This window comes from Mucilaginibacter sp. 5C4, assembly GCF_034345625.1.
Taxonomy (GTDB): Bacteria; Bacteroidota; Bacteroidia; order Sphingobacteriales; family Sphingobacteriaceae; genus Mucilaginibacter; species Mucilaginibacter aurantiaciroseus.
The window spans coordinates 614449-637390 of the sequence record NZ_CP133775.1; the positions used below are offsets into that span (position 1 = coordinate 614449).

A 22942-nucleotide genomic window follows, 5' to 3' on the forward strand; every position below is an offset into this window, starting at 1 on the left:
TATATGACTACGCTAATAATCATATCTGTTTTACCCATTATATTATTGTACCTGGGTTTATATAAAGTTCAGAAAGCTTTATTGCCGGTAACCATTATTGGTTTGCTGATAGCTTTAGGTGCAGCAGTTGCACAATGGAATAACAACGCCGTACCAATTTACAGCGGCATGATGTTGTTCAACAACTTCTCGGTTGCATTTTCTGTTGTGAGTATCGTGTCCACTATCCTGATCCTTTTATTATCTAAAGGATACTTCGAAAAAATAAGCAACCATATTGCGGAATATTACGCCATCATCTTGTTCTCATTAGCGGGAATTATCGTCATGGTATCGTACCACAACCTGGTGATGATGTTCATCGGTATCGAGATCATGTCGGTAAGTTTATATATCCTCGCAGGTATTCGTAAGAGCGATTTTGCGTCAAACGAGGCCGCTTTAAAGTACTTTTTGATGGGTGCATTTTCAACAGGTTTCCTGTTGTTTGGTATCACTTTGATCTACGGTTCATCAGGCTCGTTCGACTTGGATACCATCCGTGAATGGGTTGTTACCCATCCCCGTAACATCGACCCAATGTTTTACACGGGTATATTATTGATCATTGTTGGCCTTTGCTTTAAGGTAGGTGCGGCACCGTTCCATTTCTGGACGCCGGATGTTTACGAAGGCGCACCTTCGCTGATTACCTTGTTCATGTCTACCGTGGTTAAAGTGGCTGGTTTTGCGGCATTCCTGCGCCTATTCGCGGCTTGCTTTTCAACCATCGCCGCATTTTGGACGCCGGTATTATTGGCTATAACCATCGCTACCCTGTTCATTGGTAACATTACTGCCCTATATCAACAAAGCTTTAAACGTATGATGGCTTTTTCGAGTATATCACACGCGGGTTACCTATTGTTCGCTATTGTGGCCTTAGGTGCAGGTTCGGCTAATTCGATATTTGTTTACGCTACGGCTTATTCTATCGCATCTATCATCGCCTTTGGCGCATTAATATTGGTGAGGCAACAAACCGGCAGCGATAACTTTGAAGGCTTTAACGGCCTGGCTAAGAAAAACCCTTTTCTGGCATTGGTACTTACCGTAAGTATGCTATCATTAGCGGGGATCCCGTTAACGGCTGGTTTTATTGGTAAGTTCTTTATGTTTAGCGGTGCTTTGGCACAATACAATACCTGGTTGGTAATAGTTGCGGTGGTAAATGCTATCATTAGTATCTTCTACTATTTCAGGGTTATAATAGCCATGTACTTCCGTACTGTCGAGCGTGCCGAGGTTGAAGTACCTGCTTACTACAAATTTGTGTTAGGCTTTTCTGCTATCGCGACCATCGCTATAGGCGTTTACCCGTCGTTTATATCCACCCTAATTTAATTAATAAAGCCTCACCCCAACCCTTTCCGAAGGAAAGAAAGGTGAAAAATGAAATAAGGCACTCTCCTTCGGAGAGGAATAGGTGAGGCTAATTTGATTTAATATTTGTAGTTTTACGGATATAGTTAATGGAAAACTTTTGGGAACACCTTCAAAATTTAACCGACGCACAGTCTATTTTAAGCAGTGGTGGGTTTTACCTGTTGCTTATAGTAGTATATGCTGAAACCGGTTTGTTTTTTGGTTTCTTTTTACCCGGCGATTATTTGCTGTTCCTGGCAGGGTTGTTAAGCGCGGCGGGTATCATCCATGTTCCTATTTATACACTGGTACTTTCGCTTATAGGCGCGGGTATTTTGGGTAATTATACAGGCTATTGGTTTGGTTATCGAACGGGGCCGGTACTGTTCAGCAAGAACGATTCGTTCTTTTTTAAGAAGCGTTACATAACTGTTGCCGAAGCGTTTTATGCTAAATACGGAGGCATGGCTTTGATTTTAGGCAGATTTTTCCCTATAGTTAGGACTTTTGCCCCTATATTTGCAGGTGTTGTTAAAGTAGATATTAAAAAATTTACCGTTTACAATATAATAGGCAGCGTTGCCTGGGTAACAACCCTAACATTAGCCGGTTATTTTTTGGGCAAGCGCTTCCCCGAGTTAAAAGACTATCTGCAGTACATTGTACTCGGATTAATAATAATTACAACAATTCCGCTGATTATTGCTTTTGTGAAAAGACAATACGAAAAATCAAAAGACGAATAGAATTTTAAATATATATACATGAGCACACAACACCCCTGGCATCAGGTTTCACCGGGTGATAATATTCCTGAGATAGTAAACGCGATAATTGAGATACCAAAAGGTTCTAAAGCAAAATACGAAATAGATAAAGATTCGGGCCTGTTAAAGTTAGACAGGGTTTTATTTTCATCGGTAATGTATCCGGCCAACTATGGCTTTATCCCGCAAACCTATTGCGATGATAATGACCCTTTGGATATCCTTGTACTTTGTTCTATAGATGTTTTCCCGATGTCAATCATCGAGGCAAAAGTAGTAGGCGTTATGCATATGGTTGATAACGGTGAGCAGGATGACAAGATCATCGCGGTAGCAAAAAACGACATGTCGGTTAATTACATTAACGACCTTGCCGAATTGCCGCCACACGCTATGAAAGAGATTGTACGCTTTTTTAGCGATTACAAAGTGCTGGAAGGCAAGAACGTAACCATTGAGCATTTGCTGGGCGTACGTTATGCACACAAAGTAATTCAAGAAGGTTTAGATCTTTATAAGTCTACCTTCCCCGATCACAAATAAAACAATAAATGGACCCCGGACCTTACGAAATTAGTGCCTTCTATATTTTCCTTACCATATTCCTGGTATTGCTAAACGGATTTTTCGTGGCAGCAGAATTTGCCATTGTGAGGGTACGAGGCTCGCAAATTGAATTAAAGGCTAAATCCGGCAGCGGTGTAGCTAAAGTTGCAAGGGGCATTTTACATAATTTAGATGGTTACCTGGCTGCCACGCAGTTGGGTATTACCATTGCATCACTGGGGCTTGGTGTTGTGGGCGAGGGCGTAGTCACAAACATCGTACTGCGTGCATTCTTGGGTATGGGTATTACGCTTACTCCGGGCTTTATTACTGCCAGTCACGTTTTGTCATTCGTGGCTATTACCGTCTTACATATTGTATTCGGCGAGCTTGCACCAAAATCATTAGCTATTCAAAAATCGGTACGCACAACATTGGCGGTATCATTGCCATTGAGGTTTTTCTTCGTGGTGTTCCGCCCGTTCATCTGGTTGCTTAACGGTTTTGCCAACTTCATCCTGAAACTATTTGGAATAAACACCTTAGAAGGTGGCGAGGCGCATCACTCATCAGAAGAGTTGCAGTTTTTGCTTGACCAGGGTAAAGAAACCGGCGCATTGGATTCTAACGAGCACGAGCTGATCCAGAACGTATTTGATTTTAACGAACGCGTGGTTAAGAACATCATGGTGCCCCGTACCAAAATATCTGGTATTGAATTGGATACCAGCAAGGAAGTACTTTTAGAAATATTAATAACTGAAGGTTACTCCAGGATGCCGGTGTTTGACGAGGTGATAGATAAGATTGTAGGTATTGTACACGCGAAAGATATTTTACCGTTGCTTGCCCGTGGCGAACAGATTGTATTGAAAGACATTATTCGCAAGCCATACTTTATCCCAGAAACCAAAAAAATTAATGATCTGATGGCTGAACTGCAGCAAAAACGCATCCAGATAGCCATTGTATCTGATGAGTTTGGAGGTACTGCTGGCATGGTTACGTTGGAAGACATTGTTGAAGAATTAGTCGGCGAGATCCAGGATGAGTTTGACGAAGAGAAACCTATTGTTGAAAAGCTGAACGACCGCGAGTTTGTGGTTAATGCGCTTGCGCCGATCTACGACGTAAACGAGCATCTGCCGCATGACCTGCCAGAGGATGGCGATTTTGATACTGTATCAGGCTGGTTAGGCCATATCTTTGGTAAGATCCCTGATGTGGGCGAGCAAAAAGAGAGCAACGGATACAACATTACGGTGCTAAAAAAATCTGACCAGAACATAGAATCTGTAAAGCTGGAGCTGCTGATAAACGAAGAGGACGCTGTAGATTTACATTAGTATCGAGTAGTTAGTATTATGATATACTACTTCTAAAAATCTTGATACCTGGTACTAAATACTTGATATTAAAAAAGAAAAATGCAGCTTTTTTATACACCAGATATCGACCCAACTTTATCCCAATACTTTTTAAGCGAAGAAGAAAGCAAGCATGCCGTGCGCGTGTTACGCCTTAATATTGGCGATGCGGTTACGCTGATAGATGGCAAAGGCGGTTTGTACAAAGCCGAGATAAAAGATGCGCACCCGAAGCGCACCATCCTGCAAATAAATTCGGTTACTGCCGAATTTAACAAACGCAATCATTACCTGCACATCGCTATAGCGCCAACCAAAAATTTAGACAGGATAGAGTGGTTTTTAGAAAAAGCTACCGAGATAGGTATCGATGAGATCTCGCTTATTATCTGCCAGCGCTCGGAGCGTAAGGAGGCCAAGGTAGAGCGTTTAGATAAGATTATCACATCTGCAATTAAACAATCTATCAAGGCATATCACCCAATACTAAATGCCCCGGTTAATTTAAACCAATTTTTAAAGCAACCGTTCTACGGGCAAAAGTTTATTGCCCATTGTGATGATGGTGAAAAAGTGGAGCTTGCACAATCTATAGAGAAGCAAAACCGTTACTTGATACTGATTGGCCCAGAAGGTGATTTTAGCCCGTCGGAAGTGGATGCCGCTTTGCAGAATGGATATAAAGCCATAACTTTAGGTGAAAGCCGCTTACGTACCGAAACGGCAGCACTTGAAGCTTGCTTTGAGGTGAATTTTTTAAACCGATAAATGAGAAGATCTGTTTTTGTTGTCGCAGCCTTTACCATGATGCTTTGCATCAATAGCTTTACCGCGCCGTCATACAAAATGGGCAGGCTTAAATACAACGGCGGCGGCGATTGGTATGGTGACCGCACAGCACTCATAAACCTCATTAAATTTTGTAACGATAACCTGAAGACCAACTTCCAGCCGGAAGAAGAAGTGGTTGAGGTAGGCAGTGACCAGATCTATAACTATCCATTTATATTTATGACCGGCCACGGTAACGTGATTTTTAGTGACCAGGAAGCACGCAACCTGCGCAAATATTTAACCGGTGGTGGGTTTTTGCATATTGATGATAATTATGGGTTCGATAAGTTTATTCGCCCGCAAATGAAAAAGGTATTTCCGGAGTTAGACTTTGTGGAACTACCAACTAACTATGCTATCTATGAACAGAAATATAGTTTTCCAAATGGCTTGCCAAAGATTCACGAGCATGATGGAAAACGCCCGCAAGGCTTCGGGCTGATCTACAAAGGCCGCCTGGTGTGTTTTTACACTTTTGAGTGCGACTTAGGTAACGGCTGGGAAGATTATGGCACTTACGCCGGCGATAGCCAGGAGGAGCGTTTAAAAGCCCTTAAGATGGGCGCAAATCTTATTCAATATATTTTCACCAAGTAGCACAAGGCATTCTGTAAATTCTTAAATCCTGAAAATTCTGATCACATGTACAAAATAAAGGTTAATACGAAGCACGATTTTGAGGTAGATAGAAAAGCTGACTCGCTTACCGTTAATGGCGAAACCATTAACGCGGATATAAAGCAATTGAATGATCTGCTGTATCATGTTATTAACGAGAACGGATCATATAACGCAGAGGTAGTAAGCTTTGATCGCGAAGCAAAAACCGCCGAGATAAAGGTGAATAACAACACCTATACCGTTGCCGCGAAAGATCAGTTTGATGTATTGCTGGACAAGATGGGCCTAAGCAATTTAATGACCGCTAAAGTAAGCGACATAAAAGCCCCTATGCCCGGCCTGGTATTAAAGGTACTGGTAGAAGAAGGCGCCGAAATTAAAAAGGGCGATAATCTATTTATATTGGAAGCTATGAAGATGGAGAATATTATTAAAGCCCCCGCTGATGTTACCGTCAAAACCATCAAAATAAAACCGGGTGATAAAGTTGAAAAAGGACAGATATTAATGATGTTCTAACTATTACAATTCGCCCAATTTCATTAAAGCATAAAATAGCCCGGTACAATGCAGTGCCTGGGCTATTTTATTATCGGCCAGTAGTTGCCTTACTTCGGCTATGGTATATTCTTCTACTACTATACGTTCGTGCTCGTCAAGCTGTTGTTCCTGTACTTTTTTGCCGCCTTTGGCCAGGTAACAAAAGGTTTTATTATTAGCGGTTGATGGATTGGCATACACAGTGCTGATCAGTTCAACCTCGTTAAACTGGTATCCCGTTTCTTCCAGCAACTCGCGGCGCATCCCCTCTTCCGGGTTCTCGCCATCTTCTATAACACCGCCGGGAATTTCCAGCGATACGATATTAGCGGCATGCCTGTATTGGCGCACCATCAAAATCTTATTATCCTCGGTAAGCGCTACGGCATTGGCCCAGTTAGGGTATTCTAAAACGTAGTAATCGTCTACTATAGTACCATCGGGCATTTCGCATTTATCGCTACGCAATGTAGCCCAGGGGCCTTTATGTATATATTGTGATGAACAGATTGTCCAGTTAAGTTTGCTCATGAGGATATAAAAATGCCAATTGGAATTACTCCGAGTCAATAAATTGTTGCTCTTGTTAGAATTTTGAATTTGCTTTTTAGATTTTTTAAACTCTACCAGCTACCACTGCTTCCGCCACCGCCGCCGCTTCCGCCGCCAAAGCCGTCGAAACCACCACCGCCGCCGCTTCCGCCGCCAAAGCCGTCGAAACCACCACCGCCGCCGCCACCCCAATCGCTACCGCTGCTACGGCCACCACCGCTACCGCCAAGTAAATTACCTGCCAGGAACCACCAGAACGGGCTTGCGCCGCCGCGGCCACCAATGATACGGCCACCGCCGCCGCCACCGCCGCGTTTGCTGAATATAAAGATGAGTATTACCACAACGATGATTATGATGAACCCAATAGGGCTGCCATCTCCTTTTGTTTTTATTTTGTGGGTGTCGGCTTTGTATTCGCCTTTCATGGCTTTCATGATATCATCCGTAGCGGCATCCAACCCACCGTAATAATCTGCCAATTTAAAACGCGGTTTCATATCATTCTGGATGATCTGCTGAGTGGTGATATCGGGCAAGGCACCTTCAGCGCCATAGCCGGTCTGGATGGCCATCTTGCGGTCGTTCAAGGCAACTAAAACTAAAATGCCGTTGTTTTTTTCTTTTGTGCCGATACCCCATTTCCGCAATAGCTCAACGCCATATTGGTTAATGTCGTAATCGCCGGTAGATTTGATGATCACTACCGCTATTTGTGTGCTGGTAGAATCATTATAGGCATTCAGCTTGTTTTCAAGTTTTATCTTGTCGGATGCTGATAGTGTGTTGGTATAATCGGTAACCAGGGTTCCCGATTTTTCCGGGATATCTTGCGAAAAGGCGGTTGCGATGCATAGCATCAGCCCCAGCCATAATATTGTTTTCTTTAACATCATTTGTTGTTAATTGCCATCCATAAAGGCGATATCATCGGGCAGTTGATTCTTATCATTAAGCAAATGCGGGAAGTATTTTTGCAGGTGCTCGCCCGCTTCTTTTATCCCTGTAATGATGCCTTCTACCAGGTTGCCGTACTTAAAATGGTTTAGCATGCTTTCTTTTGTGGTATCCCAAAAATCGCCAGGCACCACGCTGTTTATACCGGCATCGCCAATGATGGCAAACTTACGGTCGACCGTGGCTACGTAAATAAGCACACCATTACGCAGCTTGGTTTTATGCATTTCCAGTTGGGCAAAATACTTAGCGGCACGGTCAAGCGGGTCGTCGCTACAGGTTTTTTCCATGCAAACGCGCACTTCGCCGCTGGTGTTCTTTTCGGCATCGGCAACAGCCTGTTGTATGCGTTGCTGCTCCTCTTCGGTAAATACGGCCATATTTGATTTGTGATTACTCAGATTATTGGTTGCAATTGCGCGGATTATAAAAAATGATTACACCGCTTAATAAGCAATCGGTGCAATCATCCTCAATCGGTGAGATCTTAGAAAGAAACTTTTGGCGCTTTATCAGAACCGGCTTCGCTTTGGAAATAGCCTTTTTCTGAAAAACCGAATAATTTAGCAGTAATGTTAGCCGGGAACGTACGAACCTTGCTGTTGTATGTTTGTACCGACTCGTTAAAATCGCGGCGTGCTACACTAATTCGGTTCTCGGTGCCTTCTAATTGTACCTGTAAGCCCCTGAAAGCATCGTTAGCCCTAAGGGTAGGGTAGTTTTCTGATGCAACCAGTAAGCGGCCTAAAGCAGTGCTTAACTGGCCTTGTGCCTGTTGGTATTGCTGAATAGCTTCCGGTGTAAGTTTAGTAGGATCAACCTGGATAGAGGTAGCCCTTGCGCGTGCATTGGTTACTTCAGTTAAGGTTCCTTTTTCAAAATTGGCTTCGCCCTTTACGGTTGATACCAGGTTAGGTATAAGGTCGCTGCGGCGTTGGTACTGGGTTTGCACTTCGCCCCATTTGCCTTTAACGTTCTCGTCAGATTTTACCATGCCGTTGTAACTGCAGCCACCCATAAGGGCTAATACTACAACAACAGCTATTACGATAAGTAGATTTTTCATTGTGTTTGTTTGTTTATTTATGCTGATGTGAATTTACAAATTAGATTACAAAACCCATACCGTTGTTACAAAACGTAACAATTACGCCATAATGGCAATATTTGGCTTTGTAAATGTAATTAAATAGCGCTAACAAGCTATATGATTTTATATTTACAGCGTTAACGCATTACTGATCACGCATTATCATCCTAGCAATAAATGAAAAAGATATTTTCTGCTCTTTTAATTTGTACAGGTCTGCATGCAGCGGGCCAAAATACTCACGAAAATTTAGTGCAATATGTAAAGCCCATCATCGGCACGCAGCGTATGGGCCATACATACCCGGGTGCTACCGTTCCGTTTGGTATGGTGCAGCTTAGCCCCGAAACAGATACCGCCAGCTACGAATTGAATGGTAAATACAACCCCAAAGTTTACGAATACTGCGCAGGTTACCAATACGAAGATAAAACCATTGTAGGCTTTAGCCATACCCACTTTAGCGGTACAGGACACTCAGATCTAGGCGATTTTTTAATAATGCCAACTGTTGGAACTTTAAAGCTTAACCCCGGTGTTGCCGATAAACCGGGTAGCGGTTACCGCTCCGCTTTCTCGCATGCAAATGAGGTAAGCGCGGCCAACTATTACAAAGTAAAGCTTGATGCTTCAAACATTACTGCCGAGATGACAACCAGCACACGCGTTGGTTTCCACCAATACACTTTCCCGAAATCAGATCAGTCGCATATTATATTGGACCTGATGGCGGGTATCTATAACTATCCCGACAAAACCGTTTGGACGTATGTAAAGATCCTGAACGATAGTACGCTGGTAGGTTACCGCCAAACTAATGGCTGGGCACGCACCCGCAACTTATACTTTGCTATGGCTTTCAATAAAAAATTTATTCAGCATGGGTTTAAGAAATATGATAAGCGTGAAGTATACGGCGGTTTCTGGGGTAAATTCAATCAATCCAAAAACTTCCCTGAAATAGCAGGTAAGCAGATTCGGGCATACTTCGACTTTAAAACCGAAGAAGGCGAGAAGATCAAGGTCAAATTTGCATTATCATCAGTGAGCATGGATGGCGCTATGGCAAACATGCAAGCAGAAGTACCGGGCTGGGATTTTGATAAAGTTAAAAACGACGGACAAGCCCAGTGGGAAAAAGAACTGGAGAAAATTACGGTTAACGCATCGGTAGAGCGTAAGCAGGATTTTTATACCGCCATGTACCACACCATGATCAACCCGACCATTTATATGGATGTTGACGGGCAGTACAAAGGTCTCGATCAAAATATTCATAAGGCAGATGGTTTTATCAACTACACCACTTTTTCGTTATGGGATACTTACCGCGCATTGCACCCGCTGTTTAACATTATACAGCCGCAACGCAATGCCGACATGGTAAAATCGATGATGGTGCACTTTGACCAAAGCCCTGAAGGGATGTTACCGGTTTGGAGCAATTCGGCCAACGAAAACTGGTGTATGAGCGGCTACCACAGCGTATCGGTAATTGCCGATGCTGTTGTTAAGGGCAATGCGCCGTTTGATGCCGAAAAAGCTTTAACGGCTTGTGTGGCTACCGCGCGCCACCGCAGTTACGAGGGTATTGGCGAGTATATGGATAAAGGTTACATCCCCGATGAAAAAACAGGCGTATCGGTATCAAATACTTTAGAATATGCTTATGATGACTGGGCGATAGCGCAAATGGCTAAGAAATTAGGCAAGACCGACATTTACAATGAATTTATTAAACGCAGCGAAAACTATAAAAATGTTTATGACAGCAAATCGGGCTTTATGAGGCCGAGGTTGGCTGATGGCACCTTCCGCGCTAAGTTTGATCCGTTAAGTACCATTAACGAAGGTTTTATTGAAGGTAACGCCTGGAACTATACGCTATTTGCACCACAAGACCCTGCAGGTTTAATAAAACTGATGGGTGGCAACAAACGATTTGTGCCATATCTGGACTCGCTATTCACCATGAACCTGCCGGATAAATACTTTGCCGAAACGGAAGATATTACCCGTGATGGTATCATCGGTAACTATGTGCATGGTAACGAACCATCGCACCACGTGGCCTACCTGTATAACTGGACAAACCAGCCTTGGAAAACGCAGGAACGCATCCGTATGATACTACCACGCATGTACAAACCAACCCCGGATGGTTTGGGTGGTAACGATGATACTGGCCAGATGAGTGCCTGGTACATTTTTAGCTCGATGGGTTTTTACCCGGTAGCGCCCGGTTCTGTTGATTACTCTATCGGTAGCCCGTCGGTTAACAACGCAACTATACAGGTTGGCAATGGCAAAACGTTTAACATCATTGTTAAAAACCAAAACGAGAAAAACGTTTATGTGCAAAAGATGACCCTTAATGGTAAATCATATACGGCGTTGACCCTAACCCATCAGGATATTATGAACGGCGGCGAAATGGTGTTTTATATGAGTGCGAAACACAAATAGGTATCTATGTAATATCGTTTACTGAATTACGAATATTGAATGATAATTGAAAGGTGGGTAGCGAGGAGTTGCTCACCTTTTGACTTATTGATTAACCTGGCGGGCTTGCCGGATGGTAATCAATAAATCATTGTGACTTAGGCGGGTATTAGGTAATTTATCCAGCCAGGCAGTGGCGCTCTCTTACAGCTAAGCTTGTTAATTTTTCTTTCAGGATGGTACGGGCACGGTGTAAGGTAGTGCGGGATAATAATTCGCTCATACCCAATTTGCTGCCTATTTCCTGGTGAGAAAACCCCTCGATAGCGTACATGTTAAATACCGAACGGTAAGTATCCGGTAATTGCTGCACCATGTTCATCAGGTCACGGGCTTCTAAGCCATTATCATTATAGCTGGTGCTAACCGGGATGCCTTGCTCGGCAAAATCCTCAACCAAAACCACGTTTCTTGCTTTACGATAACGAGAAATAGCACTGTGTACCATAATCCGGCGGATCCAACCTTCAAGGCTTCCTTCGCCACGGTAGTTACCCATGTTTTTAAATATTTTTATAAATCCCTCCTGTAGTATATCTTGGGCTTCGTCTTTATCTTTAGCATAGCGCAGGCAAACTGCAAGCATTTTTGGCGCTAACACCTTATATAACATTTCTTGTTGCTTTCTGTCGTTACGGAGGCAACCATCCCAAAGGGTTTGTAAGCGGTTATCAACGGTAGTCATCATCTTCTTGTTGTTTAATATACAATGCCCTATGCCAAAACAGAACCAATTTTGCAACTGTCTGATTTTCAAATAAATAAAATTTAAAATAATCTTTAGGTGTACGATAGCGTACGGTTGGTGTTACGTACCCGAACGATAAACAGTTATTTTGTTTGATTGCGAACAAGTATGGATAAACCACAAAGGTGAACAGCCAACTAAAAACAGCCGATTGAATAACTATCTTTACATCAATCCGGGATAAAAACCCGGCATATAGCATGATAAAAGAAGTAGAAATTGTATGCCCTCCCGGGCAGCAGGAAGATGAAGCGGTTTTAATAAGCCTCGCTTCGGCAGCAACAAAAATTCCACAAGAGAAAATTAGTGGGATAAATATCCTGAAGCGGTCTATCGATGCCCGCGGCCGTAAGGTATTATACCGGATGCATGTACGTGTTTTTGTGGACGAGCCTGTACAAACCGAGATCTACAACCCTCAATATAAAAATGTAAAAGATGCCAAGCGGGTTATTATCGTAGGGGCCGGGCCAGCCGGGATATTTGCCGCATTGCAATGTATAGAACAAGGCTTAAAACCCATGATATTGGAACGTGGCAAAGATGTTAAGCAACGCCGCCGCGATCTGGCGAACATCAACAAACAAGGCCTGGTAAACCCCGAAAGTAATTATTGCTTTGGCGAAGGCGGGGCAGGTACCTATTCTGATGGTAAGCTTTATACCCGCAGTACCAAACGCGGCGACGTGAATGGCGTACTAAAAACCTTTGTAGCCCACGGCGCAACCGATGATATTTTGGTGGATGCCCGCCCGCACATCGGTACTAATAAACTGCCCCAAATTATTACCGCCATGCGCGAAAGTATTTTAGATGCAGGCGGCGAGGTTTTGTTTGATACAAAGGTAACCAGCCTGCTGGTGGAGTTTGGCAAAATAAAAGGCGTACAATTAGCCAATGGCGAAAAGCTTTTGGCAGATGCCGTAATACTGGCTACAGGCCACTCTGCCCATGATGTTTTCCGAATGCTGCACCACCAGGATATTTTGATTGAGGCCAAGCCTTTTGCATTAGGTGTTCGAATTGAGCATCCGCAGGAAATTATTGACCGTGCCCAATACCATTGCGAATACCGCGGGCCAGATCTGCCGCCATCTTATTATAATTTAGTGGAACAGGTGGAAGACCGCGGTGTATTCTCTTTTTGTATGTGCCCCGGTGGTATTATTGCCCCGTGTGCAACAGCACAGGATGAGATCGTAGTGAACGGCTGGAGCCCAAGCAAACGGAACAACCCATTTGCTAACTCGGGGACCGTTGTGCAGATAAATATGGAAGACGTAAAAGGGGATATGAACGACCCTTTTCGGATGCTAAATTTTCAGCAGCATGTAGAACACCTGGCTTTTAAAGCAGGCGGCGGTAACTTAGTCGCTCCCGGACAGCGCATGGTTGATTTTGTGGAAGGCCGTGTATCTATCGATCTGCCGGAGAACTCGTACCTGCCCGGTTGCAAAAGTGTTGATCTGAAAGAGGTGTTGCCCGATTGGATCCATAACCGCCTGTGCAAGGCATTGCCCGCCTTTGGCCGTAAAATGAAAGGCTATTATACTAACGAAGCGATATTAGTGGGCGTTGAGTCGCGCACATCATCACCCGTAAAGGTCCCTCGCGATAGGGAAACTTTTCAGCATCCGCAGGTAGCGGGCCTATTTCCATGCGGAGAAGGTGCAGGTTATGCCGGTGGTATAATCTCCGCCGCTATCGATGGCGTGAACTGCGCGGATGGGGTTGTGAAGTATTTTAATTAATATTTGATGGCGCGAGTTTTCAACTCGTGCCGCGCACAAAGTCAGCTTTCAGCTAACGAAAGCTGAAAGCTTAGGCCATGCTATACCACGAGCTGAAAGCTCGCGGCAGCCAACTTAATAAGGCAGTTCCTCACACATAAACCCTGCAATTTGCAGCATGTGGTTAATGGTTTGTGGTTCTACACCGCTGCTCACCACACGCAATATGTTATCGCAATCTTCCAGGTCAAAATTATATTGACGGATCTCGGCCAGCGAAGTTAACAACGGGTGGATCCGGTTTATTTCCTGCTTGTTGGCAACACTTGTTTTAAATATCAGCACATCCATGGTAGAGGGGTTTTTGTTATTTTGATTTGGTGCGGGAATCAGGTACGAAGAGCGGTTTAATTTAATATTCCCGCTCTCCGATCTTTTATCCTGAAATTATTCCTTGGTTTCTTTCTCAGCTATCGGCGCTTCTTTCCATGCATCGCGCCAGTCGTTACGGCCATTACGGGGCTTGCACCAGGCAAAACGGCTTTCCATTTGTTCTTTAAAGCTCTCTCGTTCTTCCGGCGTCATGCCGGCAAGGCGCTCCTGCATCATTTGTTTACGGCGCATCCAGGGCGCGCCACCACCGCGACCGCCTTTTGGGCCAAAGCCAAACAAGATCTTGCAAAGCACAAATATGCCCATGGCCTGCCAGTACGTAACGGTTCCTACGTGTAAAATATCGGGTAGCAGGTTGTTCCAAAGCTGCATTACTACATAGCTTACCAGTGCTAAAATGGCTATTACGCCTATCGGGATAAAAATGAACCTGCGTTCATAAAATAACTTTTTCATTGTGTTTCTTTCTTTTAATATTCTGTAATTTCTTTATACAATTGTTTTAACCGCTTGCGCAGATGTAACACCGCGTACCGCTTACGCGATACCAGGGTATTGATGTTTTCGCCGATCTTTTGAGCGATCTCCTCAAACGGCATATCATCAAGCTCCTGCCAAATAAATACCTGGCGCTGATTTTCGGGTAGCTCGTCAAGCGCTACAAAAAGCTGCTCCCAAAAAAGGTTACGCAGGTATTCGGTCTCGGGCGTTTTTGGCTCGGTTAGCAGTATCGATTGAAAATCGAAGTTGTCTTCCTCCTCGTCACCAGTGGCCGGCAATATATCATCCAACAAGGTTTCTGAATGTTTTTTATGCTTGTCGATGATCCTGTTTTTAGCCACCCGGTATAACCACGCGCTGGTTTGCTCAATAGGCCCGGCATTTACCACATTGCTAAACTGGTACCAAACATCCTGCAGGATGTCTTCGGCATCGGCATCATTTTTTACCCGCTTGCGGATAAACCCTAACAAGCTTTTACCATACGACGCAATGGTTTGTATGATATGGCTGTTTTTATCCTGGGGCATTGATGCGGCTGTCAATTTATATGTGTTTAAATATAAAGACGAGCCACCCTTAAAAACATTTTAAATTATTTTTATTTTTTGAAGAGTGATGGAAAGGCAAATAAAAAGCCCTCTTTTCATTATCGAAAAGAGGGCTTTTTATTTATATCAAAAATATGCTTAAGGCAACGTTATGGCCATGGTTGGGGTACGGTCGCTTTCGTTTTTGAGCCTATCTAAGGCCGTTATTACGTAAAAATAGGTCTGGCCTTTTTGCACGTTGCTATCCATATAAAGCGGCTCATTATCGTATTGGATGTGCAGGATGTTTTTGGGGTCGCCAAGGTCAAATTTCTCATTTCCCTGGAAACGGTAGATGACATAACCATAAACAGGTTCGTTATCTGCAGCAGGTAATGGCGGCTGCCATTTAAGCATTACACCCTTGCCCTCATATTTTACCGTAAACGCCTGCGGGATATTAGGCGGGATGGAGTCGCGCCAAAGCATTGGCGGCGGCAGGGCGGGGTAGCGGTAAAAATCTTTCTTTAAGGTATCTACCAAATGATTTGCATTAGCCATTAAGGATTGCGACCTAAAGTAAACACTCCCCTGTACCCGCGGGTTAGCTCGTATCAAACGTAGTTGGTTAGGTATCTCTGATGGGTTTTTAAACGCCGGGCTGCGTAATTCATAAAAGCGGTATGGCCCTTGGCCAATGTATAAATGCCTGTTGTAGGTATTATTGCTCCACCAGTTCAGCAGCGTATCAAATGCGGCGGCACGGTTGCCAATTTGCCAATAAATTTGTGGGTTAATATAATCTATCCACCCCTCATGCATCCATTTGCGGGTATCGGCAAAGTTTTCGATGTATGACGAGCCTCCGTTAGTAGCAGATCCATCCGGATGCTGGCTTTTGTTTGCCCAAATGCCGAACGGACTAATCCCAAACTTCATATTCGGTTTATATTTATGGATGCTATCTGCAAGCATGTGTACCAATTGATCTACATTGTTACGGCGCCAGTCTTTTATATTATCATACCCGTTACCGTATCGGGCAAAGGTTTCCAGGTCGTTTATAACCTGTCCCCTAACCGGGTATGGGTAAAAGTAATCGTCCATATGGATGCCATCTACATCATAATTCTTTACCACATCCAATATTACCTGCACAATATATTCGCGCACTTCGGGCAGGCCGGGGTTAAATAATTTTATTCCTTCATAAATAAAAAACCACTCGGGTTTGGTGCGGGTGATATGCTCAGGCGCAAGGGTTGAAAACTTGTTATCAAAGGTTGCACGATAGGGATTGAACCAGGCGTGCAGCTCCATGCCGCGTTTGTGCGCTTCGGTAGTGGCAAATTCTAAGGGGTCGTAACCGGGTTCCTGGCCTTGTTTACCGGTTAAGTATTTTGACCATGGCTCGCGGCTTTTAGCGTAAAACGCATCGGCGGCAGGTCTCACCTGGAAGATGATCGCATTTATGCCCGCCTGCTGGTGAAAATTAAGTTGGTTAAGCAGGTCTGTTTTTTGGGCTTCGGCAGTAGCGCGTGCATTGGTAGGCCAGTCGAGGTTGACTACGGTGGCTATCCAAACTCCCCTAAATTCGCGCTTAGGCTCGATTTGGGTAACCGCTTCTGGTGTAACGCTTTGTGCAATTGACAGGGAACATATAATTGAAAAGAAAATAGCAGTAAATAAGTATCTGTAGAATTGCATTAAGCGAATGTTTTATTTTTAAAGCCTCAAAGATATAAACTCACAACTAAGCTGTTTTAGTATTAGTATAATATTTACGCCTATTTTGTGTTTTAATGATATTGTATTTATTTTAGCCCGGCCCTGTATATGTACAAACAATACGCATTTTGCGGCGTTTGTTAGTTTTTTACCTATATTTATAAATAAGAATTAAGATATACCTTAGTGGGTTACCAGCCTGTTAAGCTATCATAACCTTTAACAACTTACTATGGATTATCAATCAGCATATAATGAGCCTAACCCGGCACCAAAGAAAAATTCAAACGTGATTTACTTTTTGATAGCGGTTGTGGTTGCATTATTAGGTACGGATGTTTACCTGTACACCCAAAAAAACAAGTCTGATACAAAAATTGTTTATCAGAATGATGAGAAAACAAGGCTGCAAACCGAACTGGACAGCCTTGAGGCGCAAATAGAACAGGTTAACGCGGGCCGGTCTAAAATGACGGCAAACATGCAAGCAAAGAATGATTCGTTACGTGTAAAGATCAGGGTCTTAAGAAGCGAACTTGCTAAAGGTAAACTTACTGTTGCAGAAATTAACAAAGCCCAGGAGGATATTAAGCAGCTTAGGTATTTTGTTACTAAGTACACTGCAGATATAGAGGAATTAAAAAAGGAAAACAGCACATTAGTTACCGAGCGGGATACCTTAAAAACCAACTTAGCAACCGTTAGCCAAAAAGCTACCGCGCTTGAGCAAAAGAACCAGGAACTGGATACCAAGGTTAAAGTAGCATCGGCCATTAAGGTTGCCACTGTCGATGTTGTTGCTTATAAAGTAAAAAACAGTGGTAAAGAAAGTGATGTTACCAAAGCTAAACAGGCTCAAAAAATCAAGATAAACTTTACAGTTGCCACTAATGCTGTTGCCGAAAAAGGCCTGCATGATGTATACGTGCGCATTATAGACCCAACTGGAAACCTTATTACTCAAAACGATTCAGGTACATTTAATGCCGATAGCCAGGACCTGCAATTTACTTACAAAACATCTATTGATTTTAGGGATGACGGCAGTGGTTATACCATAGACTGGATAAACCCATCTCCATTCCAAAAGGGCACCTACACCGTGCTTTTATATGCAGATGGTTATAGCATGGGTAAAACCAGCATTACGTTGAAGTAAGAGATATTTAAATATTTAAAATGCCCGGTTACCTTTGTAATCGGGCATTTTTTGTGATCGTGAATTTTGCCGTCCTGGGCGATAGCGAAGGATCTATTATTCAAAGCTGATAATCCATTTGCTGACTTTCTTTCTGATGTTCGGGTAAGCAGCAAGACAAAGGAGAAGGTTATTATTGAACTCTTTTATTCGAGTTGCTAAACGGCTATTGATGCTTCGCTATCGGCCAGGTAAGGAAAGGGATTAAACAGTTCCCGAAATATCCGAAGGTAAGCTTAAATAGAAGGTTGTGCCCACATCGATGGTAGTCTCGAACCATACCTTACCGCTCGCGTTTTCGATAGAGTTTTTAACAAAGGCAAGTCCCAATCCCGTTCCCGAACTTTTGGTGGTAAAGTTTGGCTCAAAAATCTTTTCGCGCATACCCTCGGGGATACCGTTGCCATTATCTTTTATGGTGAGCAGTATGTTTTTGTTAGTAACCAGGTAGTGGATATCAATAATACAGGCACGCTCTACAGGCGTTGCCTCTATAGCGTTTTTAAGCAGGTTGTTAAAGCAACGCAGTATCTGGTCGCGGTCGGCACCAATAAAGAACGGGGCTGTCGGCGGGTCCATATTAATGGTTACGTTATCCATTTGTTTAAAAATGGTTACTGCTTTGCCAAATACTTCAAAAATATCCATACGTTCTATTCGCGTATCAGGCATCTTGGCGAACGCCGAAAACTCCGATGCTATAGACGACAAGCTTTCTATCTGCTCCACAAATGACTTACTGAAACGCTCAAACTTTTGATCGAACTTAGGATCTTTATCTTTCCACGATTTATCAAGCAGTTGCAAGCCCAGTTTAAGCGGCGTAAGCGGGTTTTTAATTTCGTGTGCAACCTGCTTCGCCATTTCGCGCCAGGCCGTCTCACGTTCGGACTGTGCCAGCTTTTGGGCGCTGTTCTCCAGCGCGGCTATCATGTTATTATACTCTTTCACCAGCGCGCCTATCTCATCATCGCGGTCCCATTTAATAGGCTCGTTCTTTTTCCCGTAAATGGTTTTACTTAAGTTATACTGTATAAAGTTTAGCGGTGCGGTTATCTGGCGGGCAATGATCACTGCAAACAAGCCGATAGCTATAAATATAAGCGCGTAAACATTTATCATGATGTTTAACAGCGAGCCAATTCGCTCGGTATAATCTGCTTCATTAGCAAAATACGGTAACTGCAGGTAAGCTATAGTTTGGTGCTTTACATTACGAATGGGTGTATAAGCAGCGGTATATTTTAGTAAGCCTATTTTTTCCTCGCTAACTACCTCAGATTTTTGCATGCCGTTTAACGCGATAAATGCACGGCCATTCATCTGCCGGCAAAGTAAGCCGTAATCGTAAATTTTGGGTTGGGTGGTTATCAGTAAATTGCCGTTAAGCCCAAAAAGGGTAAGATCGGCAGAGTAAGTATTCGCCAGGTCATCAAATTTGATCTTGCTGTTCTCTGTAATTTTACCGGTGTAATTTGTTATCGGCCCGGCCTCTAAAGCCGCAGATATCTGCATTATTTTTGACCGGATGAGTTTCTCCTGCTGCGCCTGATATTGCGTACTGATAGATACGAATGTTATTATCCCTACCAGTATCAGTGTTATAACCACCGCGAATATCATTGAGAACTGGATGCGTGTTTTGTATAATATCCTGTCGAAAGTTAGTTTGAATGTCCACTTAATGCGGTCGTTACTAACGTTAAAGATCTTCAGTCTGATCCATATAGCGCGTGTAAGCAATATGATGGCGCCAAAGGCAAGCAGCACAACAAAAAAGAAAGTTAACGCCGTAGTGGTAGATAACAGGATGTTATTTTCTTGTGTAACAACAATTAAGTTACGATTGGCCGGCTTGTACAACAAATGGTTATAGGTTGTAAATTTATCTGCAAAACCGGCCTTATTGCTTTGTGTGGTTTGTGTGGTGTATTTTTTAAGTTCGCCTTTAAACTCACTATTGCGGATGCTATAAACATACGTGCCACTTTGGCCAATAAGTGTGTTATCGGTATAAAAAGCAAATGAATAATTTTTAAACTTCTCAGTACTGCCTTTTACTTCCTTGTCAATCAACAGATCGGGAAAGGTACCTGCGGATAGCAATGGTTTCGATTTTAGCTCGACTACAATAGTGCCCAGTTTTTTTGTGCCGTCCATCACGGGTAATATGGCAAAATAGCTTTGAAAGCCGAATGATTCGTTTTGGCGATAAAAGTAGTTGGATACCTTGAATGAGCTGTACACCACCATATCCTTAAAAACATCAAGCGAATAATTCTTTTCGACAGATATGGGCTGATCTAAATTATTATACTCGTGCACCTCAAAATCGTACTTGGACAAGTACCTGTCGAAATACAATTTTTGCAGGCGTGTTTCCAGGTAATCTGCTGTATGGTCGGTGTTTTTGTAATAGTTTATCAGTAATGGATCTACAATTATCTCTTTCTCTATTGTTTTGAACAGGGCATCTGCAGTTGTATCATCTGGTACTTCCAGGCGCTGTATCAATACTCTGCGCAGGTCCTGCTCCTTTATCTTTTCGAAATAACTAAGCTTTATGGATGAGATTACAGAACATATCAATACAATGCTGATAAAAGAGGTTACCGTAAATTTTTTGTTATTGTATAAATAGGAGTAGCCCCTTATAATAACCATCATCATCCAAAGCAGGTAAAATAAGCTAAACCCCCAGTAATAAGTTGCGATTGCCGTTGCTGCAATTACACTGGTTACAAAAATGAGCAGCTGTTGTAAAATAGGGATATCTAGCTTAAAGGAAATGGTTAATATAACCTCGTTTAGTAAAAAAAAGATCAGGAAGCTGAAGCACAGCATAAGCACCCCAATTAAACTAAAGCCCGAAAGATTGAGCACATTATTTACATCAAAACTGATTTTGGAGTTTATAATTAGCCCGTAGTAAACCTTTAAAAGATTTGTGGAGGTGATGATAAGTAACAAGATACTGCCCGATAAAATGGCATAACTTAACAGTTTATTGGGTACACGTGTAATAAGTTTTAACCGGTAGGTGTAAGCAAAAATAACCACCCAGCACATTAATAATATATTGATGCATAAATCGCCAAGGGAGCGGAATATAGGCGAAGATGCATAGAGCTTGGGGCTAAACAGCGGTAGTTCCTGCGTGAAATTTGGCCAGCCATAATATAGGTTTACAAACCTGAATAGTATTGCAAATGCAGCCATAAATAACAGGGCCGGGTAAACATATCCCTTCCCGGCTAAATAAAGTGCTATATTATTTACCAGTATAAGTAGCGTAAGGATGGCTAATAACCAAAACCCTACAACAAAATAAAAAAAGCGATGGTTAACGCCTTTAATAAGTTTTAGTGAAAACAGGTATACATTGTTAATATCGTGTACAGCATAAACATTCTTGTCGGTAAAATCGGCTATCGCGATATTGTCATCAATAGTAAGATCTTTGGCGAAGATGTTTTCGAGGTATTCGTTTGTGAACGGATAAGTGGTTCTTACCGGGATAAAAAAGATAACCGATGTATCTCCTTCGGTTTTGCGGATGGTTTCGTAATATCCGTTGGGTTGTTTAATAAATGAGCAGCCGTCTTTTATATTACTTAGTTTAGACGGGATTATCTTAGGCCCGCTCCAAAAGTCAAGCTCACCATTTTTGTAAACAAGGATCCAGATAGCGTTATTTATTGTATACTCGTTAATATACTCTAAGCCTTTTGCAGGGGTAGTACGCAACTGCTTTATCTCGTTAAAAATCTGCTTGTCTTTTATCGAATTGTAAACAAGCGCTTCCTTATCGTGCAAGTTGTTTTCTAATAGCTTTGCCGTTTGTATCAGGTTATTATCGGGCGTGTAAGTGCTCTCGACAACTATTGCGGTAAACAATAAGGTTGCGAATAACAATCCCAGTAATACCCGTATTTTTCCTGCGGTGCTCAAGCTTTAAATGTATTTTAAATGGTTGGTAAAAATAAAGCCACCTGTTAGTTAACAGATGGCTTTATTGTAATTATTCTATTACAGCGCTTGCCGTAGCAACCTCGCGGTTTACCTTTTTAACAAGGCCTTGTAAAACCTTGCCGGGCCCAACCTCAGTAAACGATGTAGCGCCATCCTCCAGCATATGCTCAACAGTTTGTGTCCAGCGCACAGGGCCTGTTAGCTGTGCTATCAGGTTATGTTTTATGTGCTCAATATCAGTATATGGTTTAGCATCTATGTTTTGATACACCGGGCAAATTGGCTCTTTAAACTCGGTGTTAACAATGGCAGCTTCCAATTCTACACGGGCAGCTTCCATTAAGGGCGAGTGGAATGCACCACCAACGTTTAATTTTAAAGCACGTTTAGCACCGGCTTCGGTCATTTTAATACAGGCGGCATCCACACCGGCTTCCGTGCCTGATATTACGAGCTGACCCGGGCAGTTATAATTTGCTGGTACAACTACATCAGTTAAACGCTGGCAAATGTCTTCTACCGTAAAATCATCAAGGGCTAAAATTGCAGCCATGGCTCCGGGTTGAATTTCGCAGGCTTTTTGCATAGCGTTTGCACGGGCAGCAACTAATCGCAATCCATCGGCAAATGATAACGCGCCAGCGGCCACTAATGACGAAAATTCGCCCAAAGAATGACCTGCAACCATCTCAGGTGTAAAATTATCACCCAAAACTTTAGCCAGTATTACCGAATGCAGGAATATAGCCGGTTGGGTTACATTGGTTTGTTTCAGATCATCTTCGGTACCGTTAAACATTATATCGGTAATGCGGAAGCCAAGGATCTCGTTAGCTTGCTCAAATAATTCACGGGCTTGTTCGCTTTGTTCGTAAAGGTCTTTACCCATACCCGGGAATTGGGCACCTTGGCCCGGAAAAATATATGCTTTCATTTGTTATGGTTTATTGGTTCATTAG

Annotated in this window: 21 protein-coding genes; 10 read left to right on the plus strand and 11 right to left on the minus strand. The window is 42.9% G+C overall.

All coding sequences use genetic code 11. The features are described 5' to 3' along the window. The first annotated feature begins 3 nt into the window (after nucleotides 1–3). From RHM67_RS02865 to RHM67_RS02895, 7 genes are all read left to right on the plus strand, one after another. Nucleotides 4–1383: an NADH-quinone oxidoreductase subunit N gene (locus RHM67_RS02865; protein WP_322230511.1), complete on the plus strand. Its 1380-nt coding sequence runs from the start codon at nucleotides 4–6 to the stop codon at nucleotides 1381–1383. A gap of 128 nt (nucleotides 1384–1511) precedes the next feature. After that, nucleotides 1512–2150 (plus strand): DedA family protein, encoded by a 639-nt coding sequence (locus RHM67_RS02870; RefSeq protein ID WP_322230512.1) that lies wholly within the window; start codon nucleotides 1512–1514, stop codon nucleotides 2148–2150. Nucleotides 2151–2168: 18 nt separating this feature from the next. Next, a complete protein-coding gene (locus RHM67_RS02875; RefSeq protein WP_252758966.1) occupies nucleotides 2169–2714 on the plus strand; it encodes an inorganic diphosphatase in 546 nt (181 codons plus the stop codon). A gap of 8 nt (nucleotides 2715–2722) precedes the next feature. Continuing rightward, nucleotides 2723–4063, plus strand: a complete 1341-nt coding sequence (locus tag RHM67_RS02880) for a hemolysin family protein (RefSeq protein ID WP_322230514.1) — start codon at nucleotides 2723–2725, stop codon at nucleotides 4061–4063. Nucleotides 4064–4144: 81 nt separating this feature from the next. Beyond that, nucleotides 4145–4852 (plus strand): 16S rRNA (uracil(1498)-N(3))-methyltransferase, encoded by a 708-nt coding sequence (locus RHM67_RS02885; RefSeq protein ID WP_322230516.1) that lies wholly within the window; start codon nucleotides 4145–4147, stop codon nucleotides 4850–4852. Continuing rightward, a complete protein-coding gene (locus tag RHM67_RS02890; RefSeq protein ID WP_322230517.1) occupies nucleotides 4853–5515 on the plus strand; it encodes a DUF4159 domain-containing protein in 663 nt (220 codons plus the stop codon). A gap of 45 nt (nucleotides 5516–5560) precedes the next feature. Next, nucleotides 5561–6058 (plus strand): acetyl-CoA carboxylase biotin carboxyl carrier protein subunit, encoded by a 498-nt coding sequence (locus tag RHM67_RS02895; RefSeq protein ID WP_322230519.1) that lies wholly within the window; start codon nucleotides 5561–5563, stop codon nucleotides 6056–6058. Between the two features lie 3 nt (nucleotides 6059–6061). Here RHM67_RS02895 and RHM67_RS02900 read toward each other — a convergent pair whose 3' ends face one another. The 4 genes from RHM67_RS02900 to RHM67_RS02915 all read right to left on the minus strand — a co-directional run bounded on the left by RHM67_RS02900 (nucleotide 6062) and on the right by RHM67_RS02915 (nucleotide 8654). Then, the gene (locus RHM67_RS02900; RefSeq protein ID WP_322230520.1) at nucleotides 6062–6610 is read right to left on the minus strand and encodes an NUDIX hydrolase; all 549 of its coding nucleotides are present in this window, start codon (nucleotides 6608–6610) and stop codon (nucleotides 6062–6064) included. Nucleotides 6611–6702: 92 nt separating this feature from the next. Continuing rightward, a complete protein-coding gene (locus RHM67_RS02905) occupies nucleotides 6703–7527 on the minus strand; it encodes a TPM domain-containing protein (RefSeq protein WP_322230522.1) in 825 nt (274 codons plus the stop codon). A 6-nt stretch (nucleotides 7528–7533) separates the two neighbouring features. Further along, entirely contained in the window at nucleotides 7534–7968 is a 435-nt protein-coding gene (locus RHM67_RS02910; RefSeq protein WP_322230523.1) for a TPM domain-containing protein, read from the minus strand. A 107-nt stretch (nucleotides 7969–8075) separates the two neighbouring features. Next, nucleotides 8076–8654, minus strand: coding sequence for a LemA family protein (locus tag RHM67_RS02915; protein ID WP_322230524.1), 579 nt, complete (start codon nucleotides 8652–8654; stop codon nucleotides 8076–8078). Nucleotides 8655–8855: 201 nt separating this feature from the next. On the opposite strand from RHM67_RS02915, the gene RHM67_RS02920 reads away from it, so the two are divergent. Continuing rightward, on the plus strand, nucleotides 8856–11144 hold the full coding sequence (locus RHM67_RS02920; protein WP_322230525.1) for a GH92 family glycosyl hydrolase: 2289 nt from the start codon (nucleotides 8856–8858) through the stop codon (nucleotides 11142–11144). A gap of 157 nt (nucleotides 11145–11301) precedes the next feature. Here RHM67_RS02920 and RHM67_RS02925 read toward each other — a convergent pair whose 3' ends face one another. Continuing rightward, the gene (locus RHM67_RS02925) at nucleotides 11302–11871 is read right to left on the minus strand and encodes an RNA polymerase sigma factor (protein WP_322230526.1); all 570 of its coding nucleotides are present in this window, start codon (nucleotides 11869–11871) and stop codon (nucleotides 11302–11304) included. A gap of 260 nt (nucleotides 11872–12131) precedes the next feature. Between RHM67_RS02925 and RHM67_RS02930 the strand changes: the two genes are divergently transcribed. Continuing rightward, nucleotides 12132–13682 (plus strand): NAD(P)/FAD-dependent oxidoreductase, encoded by a 1551-nt coding sequence (locus tag RHM67_RS02930; RefSeq protein ID WP_322230528.1) that lies wholly within the window; start codon nucleotides 12132–12134, stop codon nucleotides 13680–13682. 114 nt (nucleotides 13683–13796) lie between these two features. Here RHM67_RS02930 and RHM67_RS02935 read toward each other — a convergent pair whose 3' ends face one another. The 4 genes from RHM67_RS02935 to RHM67_RS02950 form a co-directional block, all read right to left on the minus strand. Continuing rightward, nucleotides 13797–14012 carry a hypothetical protein gene (locus RHM67_RS02935; protein WP_322230530.1) on the minus strand — a complete coding sequence of 72 codons (216 nt, stop codon included), beginning with the start codon at nucleotides 14010–14012 and terminating at the stop codon, nucleotides 13797–13799. 96 nt (nucleotides 14013–14108) lie between these two features. Continuing rightward, nucleotides 14109–14510 (minus strand): hypothetical protein, encoded by a 402-nt coding sequence (locus RHM67_RS02940; protein ID WP_322230531.1) that lies wholly within the window; start codon nucleotides 14508–14510, stop codon nucleotides 14109–14111. A gap of 14 nt (nucleotides 14511–14524) precedes the next feature. Further along, nucleotides 14525–15100 (minus strand): RNA polymerase sigma factor, encoded by a 576-nt coding sequence (locus tag RHM67_RS02945; protein WP_322230532.1) that lies wholly within the window; start codon nucleotides 15098–15100, stop codon nucleotides 14525–14527. Nucleotides 15101–15244: 144 nt separating this feature from the next. After that, nucleotides 15245–16792 carry a glycoside hydrolase family 10 protein gene (locus RHM67_RS02950; RefSeq protein WP_322230533.1) on the minus strand — a complete coding sequence of 516 codons (1548 nt, stop codon included), beginning with the start codon at nucleotides 16790–16792 and terminating at the stop codon, nucleotides 15245–15247. 253 nt (nucleotides 16793–17045) lie between these two features. Here RHM67_RS02950 and RHM67_RS02955 point away from each other — a divergent pair, with 253 nt between their 5' ends. Continuing rightward, on the plus strand, nucleotides 17046–17972 hold the full coding sequence (locus RHM67_RS02955; RefSeq protein ID WP_322230534.1) for a hypothetical protein: 927 nt from the start codon (nucleotides 17046–17048) through the stop codon (nucleotides 17970–17972). Between the two features lie 243 nt (nucleotides 17973–18215). Here the strand turns inward: RHM67_RS02955 and RHM67_RS02960 are convergent, their stop codons facing one another. Together RHM67_RS02960 and fabD are read right to left on the minus strand one after the other, a co-directional pair. After that, the gene (locus RHM67_RS02960) at nucleotides 18216–21962 is read right to left on the minus strand and encodes a sensor histidine kinase (RefSeq protein WP_322230535.1); all 3747 of its coding nucleotides are present in this window, start codon (nucleotides 21960–21962) and stop codon (nucleotides 18216–18218) included. A 70-nt stretch (nucleotides 21963–22032) separates the two neighbouring features. After that, nucleotides 22033–22917, minus strand: a complete 885-nt coding sequence (fabD, locus tag RHM67_RS02965; protein ID WP_322230537.1) for an ACP S-malonyltransferase — start codon at nucleotides 22915–22917, stop codon at nucleotides 22033–22035. Between the last annotated feature and the right edge of the window lie 25 nt (nucleotides 22918–22942).

Coding starts and splice junctions, on each gene's coding strand:
- RHM67_RS02865 (WP_322230511.1), top strand. CDS start 4: ATGACTACGCTAATAATCATATCTGTTTTACCCATTATATTATTGTAC.
- RHM67_RS02870 (WP_322230512.1), top strand. CDS start 1,512: ATGGAAAACTTTTGGGAACACCTTCAAAATTTAACCGACGCACAGTCT.
- RHM67_RS02875 (WP_252758966.1), top strand. CDS start 2,169: ATGAGCACACAACACCCCTGGCATCAGGTTTCACCGGGTGATAATATT.
- RHM67_RS02880 (WP_322230514.1), top strand. CDS start 2,723: ATGGACCCCGGACCTTACGAAATTAGTGCCTTCTATATTTTCCTTACC.
- RHM67_RS02885 (WP_322230516.1), top strand. CDS start 4,145: ATGCAGCTTTTTTATACACCAGATATCGACCCAACTTTATCCCAATAC.
- RHM67_RS02890 (WP_322230517.1), top strand. CDS start 4,853: ATGAGAAGATCTGTTTTTGTTGTCGCAGCCTTTACCATGATGCTTTGC.
- RHM67_RS02895 (WP_322230519.1), top strand. CDS start 5,561: ATGTACAAAATAAAGGTTAATACGAAGCACGATTTTGAGGTAGATAGA.
- RHM67_RS02900 (WP_322230520.1), bottom strand. CDS start 6,610: ATGAGCAAACTTAACTGGACAATCTGTTCATCACAATATATACATAAA.
- RHM67_RS02905 (WP_322230522.1), bottom strand. CDS start 7,527: ATGATGTTAAAGAAAACAATATTATGGCTGGGGCTGATGCTATGCATC.
- RHM67_RS02910 (WP_322230523.1), bottom strand. CDS start 7,968: ATGGCCGTATTTACCGAAGAGGAGCAGCAACGCATACAACAGGCTGTT.
- RHM67_RS02915 (WP_322230524.1), bottom strand. CDS start 8,654: ATGAAAAATCTACTTATCGTAATAGCTGTTGTTGTAGTATTAGCCCTT.
- RHM67_RS02920 (WP_322230525.1), top strand. CDS start 8,856: ATGAAAAAGATATTTTCTGCTCTTTTAATTTGTACAGGTCTGCATGCA.
- RHM67_RS02925 (WP_322230526.1), bottom strand. CDS start 11,871: ATGATGACTACCGTTGATAACCGCTTACAAACCCTTTGGGATGGTTGC.
- RHM67_RS02930 (WP_322230528.1), top strand. CDS start 12,132: ATGATAAAAGAAGTAGAAATTGTATGCCCTCCCGGGCAGCAGGAAGAT.
- RHM67_RS02935 (WP_322230530.1), bottom strand. CDS start 14,012: ATGGATGTGCTGATATTTAAAACAAGTGTTGCCAACAAGCAGGAAATA.
- RHM67_RS02940 (WP_322230531.1), bottom strand. CDS start 14,510: ATGAAAAAGTTATTTTATGAACGCAGGTTCATTTTTATCCCGATAGGC.
- RHM67_RS02950 (WP_322230533.1), bottom strand. CDS start 16,792: ATGCAATTCTACAGATACTTATTTACTGCTATTTTCTTTTCAATTATA.
- RHM67_RS02955 (WP_322230534.1), top strand. CDS start 17,046: ATGGATTATCAATCAGCATATAATGAGCCTAACCCGGCACCAAAGAAA.
- fabD (WP_322230537.1), bottom strand. CDS start 22,917: ATGAAAGCATATATTTTTCCGGGCCAAGGTGCCCAATTCCCGGGTATG.